Here is a 1724-nt window from a genome sequence, read left to right as displayed (position 1 = left end):
TACTTTCAGAATATACCCGATAGGAATACAGAATTTTGAGCAGTTACGCAATAATAACAACGTCTATGTAGATAAGACGGAGTTGATTTATCGTTTGGCTAATACCAATAAGGCTTATTTTTTGACTCGTCCCCGTCGTTTCGGAAAAAGTTTGTTGGTATCCACTCTTCATGCTTATTTTCGGGGAAAGAAGGAATTGTTTCAAGGTTTGGCGATGGAGCGTTTGGAGAAAGAGTGGAATGTCTATCCGGTGTTGCACCTTGATTTCAGTATGACAAAGTACACAACACTTTCCGACCTTTTGGGACAGTTGAATCTGAACCTATACGATTGGGAAAAACTCTATGGAAAGGAAGAAGTAGAAGGTACGCCCGCGGAACGTTTCCGGGGAGTGATTCGTCGTGCTTATGAACAGACGGGCAAACCGGTTACTTATCGACGAATACGATGCTCCTTTATTAGACAGTAACCATTTGCCGGAACTGCAAAATGAACTTCGAGAAGAAATGCGGAAATTCTTTAGTCCCTTGAAGGCGCAAGGAGAATATCTTCGTTTCCTTTTCCTGACAGGTATTAGCAAATTCAGTCAAATGAGTATTTTCAGTGAACTGAATAATTTGCAGAATATCAGCATGAGAGATGATTATAGTGCTATCTGTGGCATAACCGAACGGGAATTGTGTACACAATTGAAAACTGATATTGAAATGATAGCACAAGCTAATAATGAAACCTACGAGGAGGCTTGTACGCATTTGAAGCAGCAGTATGACGGATATCATTTTAGTAAAAACAGTGAAGATATTTACAATCCATTTAGTTTGTTTAATGCATTTGCTCAAAAGAGCTATGAGAATTTTTGGTCTTCTACCGGGACACCTACTTTTTTAATTAATATATTGCAGCAGAGTAATTTTGACATTCGCGAATTGGATGGTGCAACGGCTACTGCAGAGCAGTTTGATGCGCCAACGAGTGTTATTACCGATCCTCTTCCTGTACTTTATTAAAGCGGCTATCTTACCATCAAGGAATATGATCCGGAGTTCCAACTCTACACATTGGCTTATCCTAACAAAGAAGTGCGGAAAGGATTCATAGAATCTCTTATGCCCGCGTATGTGCATTTACCTGCCCGTGAGAATACCTCTATGTAGTCTCTTTTATCAAGGATTTGCGTGCCGGAAAACTGACCGAATGTCTGGAGAGAATCAGATCTTTCTTTGCTTCAATTCCCAATGATTTGGAAAATAAGCAGGAAAAACATTATCAGACAATTTTCTATTTGTTGTTCCGTTTGATGGGGCAGTATGTAGATACAGAGGTGAAAAGTGCAATCGGACGGGCAGACGTGGTAGTAAAGATGCAAGATGCCATTTATGTCTTTGAATTTAAGGTAGATGGAACTCCGGAGGAAGCACTGGAGCAAATAAATAGTAAGGGGTATATTATTCCTTATCAGCCTGATCATCGGAAAGTTGTAAAAGTAGGAGTTAACTTCGATAGTGCGACAAAAAGTATTGGTGATTGGAAAATTGTAGAGGAAGTATAATTCTTTCTCTCCCTATTGATTTTGTCAATACCTCTTTCAACCTATCACCATCGTTCTGAAACTCTTTATTCATTGTATTTACAGAGTGGTGATAGATTGAAAGAGGATTTTCATTTTTATGTATGAGAGAGCTTGCTGGCGCAGTCTGAAAATTGGGGGATTTGATTCAGGA

At 39.4% G+C, this 1724-nt stretch carries 1 pseudogene; it reads left to right on the top strand.

The window, feature by feature from the left end:
* Window positions 1-1552: pseudogene (locus tag ACT8YW_RS23200) on the top strand (ATP-binding protein); the annotation flags it as partial.
* Between the last annotated feature and the right edge of the window lie 172 nt (window positions 1553-1724).

This window comes from Bacteroides sp. (assembly GCF_052357945.1).
Lineage (GTDB): Bacteria > Bacteroidota > Bacteroidia > Bacteroidales > Bacteroidaceae > Bacteroides.
Note: the sequence above shows the minus strand (reverse complement) of the source record. Positions and strands in the feature narration are given on the sequence as shown.